The 2,409-nt window shown below is 71.9% G+C and carries 2 protein-coding genes and 1 pseudogene; 1 reads left to right on the top strand and 2 read right to left on the bottom strand.

The features are described from left to right. The coding region (locus tag AOK18_RS24170) for a SulP family inorganic anion transporter (RefSeq protein ID WP_055695700.1) at positions 1 to 1,278 on the top strand (1,278 nt) is incomplete at its 5' end. 501 nt (positions 1,279 to 1,779) lie between these two features. On the opposite strand, the gene AOK18_RS24165 is transcribed toward AOK18_RS24170, so the two are convergent. After that, positions 1,780 to 2,148, bottom strand: coding sequence for a hypothetical protein (locus AOK18_RS24165; protein WP_055574470.1), 369 nt, complete (start codon positions 2,146 to 2,148; stop codon positions 1,780 to 1,782). 106 nt (positions 2,149 to 2,254) lie between these two features. After that, a pseudogene (locus AOK18_RS32125) lies at positions 2,255 to 2,409 on the bottom strand (lipase family protein); the annotation flags it as partial.

Genomic DNA, 2,409 nt, shown 5'->3' with positions numbered 1-2,409 from the left:
GCGATGATCTCCGCGGCGACCGGTGCCGTGGCACTCGTCATCGCGCCGCTCAACCGCGAGCACGGATTCGGTTACCTCGTCGCCGCGGTGCTCCTCGCCGGCGTCTTCCAGATCGTCCTCGGCGCGCTGGGCGTGGCGAAGCTGATGCGGTTCGTCCCGCGCTCGGTGATGGTCGGCTTCGTCAACTCGCTGGCCCTGCTGGTCTTCATGGCCCAGGTCCCCGAGATGCGGGACGTGCCCTGGCCGGTCTATCCGATGATCGTCGCCGGGCTGGCCCTGATGGTGTTCTTCCCGAAGGTCACCACCGTGGTCCCCGCACCCCTGGTCTCCATCGTGATCCTCACCGTGATCACGGTCGCCGCCGGGATCGCCGTCCCCACCGTCGGGGACAAGGGGGAGCTGCCCTCGTCCCTGCCGGTGCCCGGCCTGCCCGACGTGCCGTTCACGACGGACACGCTCACCACCGTCGCCCCCTACGCCCTCGCCATGGCACTGGTCGGCCTGATGGAGTCGCTGATGACGGCCAAGCTGGTCGACGACATCACCGACACGCACTCCTCCAAGACCCGCGAGTCGATCGGCCAGGGCATCGCCAACATCGTCACCGGCTTCTTCGGCGGGATGGGCGGCTGCGCCATGATCGGCCAGACGATGATCAACGTGAAGGTCTCCGGTGCCCGGACCCGCCTGTCCACCTTCCTCGCGGGCGCGTTCCTGATGGTGCTGTGCATCGTCTTCGGCCCGGTCGTCTCCGACATCCCCATGGCCGCGCTCGTCGCCGTGATGATCATGGTGTCGTTCGCGACCTTCGACTGGCACTCCGTCGCGCCGAAGACCCTCAAGCGGATGCCGGCCGGGGAGATCGGCGTCATGGTGGTCACCGTCGTGTTCGTGCTGGCCACGCACAACCTCGCCGTCGGCGTCGTCGTCGGCACGGTCACCGCCATGGTGATCTTCGCCCGGCGGGTCGCCCACTTCGCCGAGGTCACCCCGGTCGCCGGCCCGGACGGCACCTCCGTCGTCTACCGGGTCACCGGCGAACTGTTCTTCGCCTCGTCCAACGACATCGTCGGCCGCTTCGACTACTCGGGCGACCCCGACCGCGTCGTCATCGACCTGTCGGCCGCCCACGTCTGGGACGCCTCCTCCGTCGCCGCCCTGGACGCCGTCGAGACGCGGTACGCGCAGCGCGGGAAGACCGTCGAGATCATGGGACTGAACGAGCCCAGCGCCCGCCTCCACGACAAGCTCAGCGGAGAACTGGTCGGCGGCACCTGACGCACGGCGGCCGCCGTCGGCGGTCCGTGCGCGGTCCGGGCAGCATCCCTGCCGCGGGCATTCCCCGCCCGCTCCGGACGAATGCCGTGAGCGTGGGGCGCCGGCGCGCACTGCGGCCCGGGGCGCATGCGGTCCAGGCGGAACACCCCGGGGAGAAGGCGGTCGAAGGCGCGGACGCATGCGATGCGGGCCGGCACGGCCGTGCACCGGCACCGGCGGGGTCCGTCCACGTCGGGCGGACGACCGGTGAACGGGCCGACGGCCCGACGCGGAAGGACGTCCCGCCGATGCCGATGCCGGTGCCGATGCCCGCGGTCGCCCCGGCGCGGGACGACGTCGAGGACACACCGAGGACACGGTGGTCCGGGACGGCGCCCACGACGTGGAGGACCTCGGCGCGGCGGAGGACCGGGCGGTCCGCGCGTCGATCGGCCTCACACCGCGGGAACCCGTGGACACCGGGGGCGCCGGGGCCCCGCGGGCGGGGCGGCGCCGACCCGTTCACTGCTGGTCGGAGTACCCGATGTCCCCCACCGTCCAGGCGCTCACGTCGGCCAGTGCCACCCGGTACATGCCCCCCGTGTCCGGGATGCCGTAGCTCCCCTGGAGGATCCGGGCGACGTGGAAATGCAGGTGGGTGGGGTGCGGCGGCTTCTCGTCCCGGCCGGACTCCGCGAAGGGGAGGGCGAAGTGGCCGAGTCGCGCGGAGTCGCGCAGCACCTCCGCCACGCGCTCCCTCCACAGGGCTTCGGGGGCCAGCCGGCCGGTGATGACGGCGCCGGGGATCACTACGGTGAGTGACATCTGGCTGTCCTGGTCCGTCTCGACCATCGCGGCGACGGCGACGAGCAGATCGTCAGGGTGTGACATGGTCGAAGAGCGTAGCCGAGCCCCGGTCCGGCCGCGTGAGGCGGGTCCGGATCACTTCGACGTGGCGGCCGTGGCGGCTGCCGGGACCGGGGGGCCGGGGCGTCCGTCAGGGCTGCAGGGGCATGCTCCAGCAGTTGGAGGTGGCCCGCTTGCCGGACAGCCGGTCGGTCAGCCAGTCGACGGCGTCCCCCTGGTCGTTCAGCAGCGGGGCGAAGTGGTTGAGCAGCGCGCTGCCGCCGTGGGGGAGGACGACGGCCTTGT

The organism is Streptomyces prasinopilosus (genome assembly GCF_001419695.1).
GTDB classification, from domain to species: Bacteria; Actinomycetota; Actinomycetes; order Streptomycetales; family Streptomycetaceae; genus Streptomyces; species Streptomyces prasinopilosus.
The sequence above is the reverse complement of the archived record's forward strand: the minus strand, read 5'-3'. Positions and strand labels throughout refer to the sequence as shown.

Coding starts and splice junctions, on each gene's coding strand:
- AOK18_RS24165 (WP_055574470.1), bottom strand. CDS start 2,148: ATGTCACACCCTGACGATCTGCTCGTCGCCGTCGCCGCGATGGTCGAG.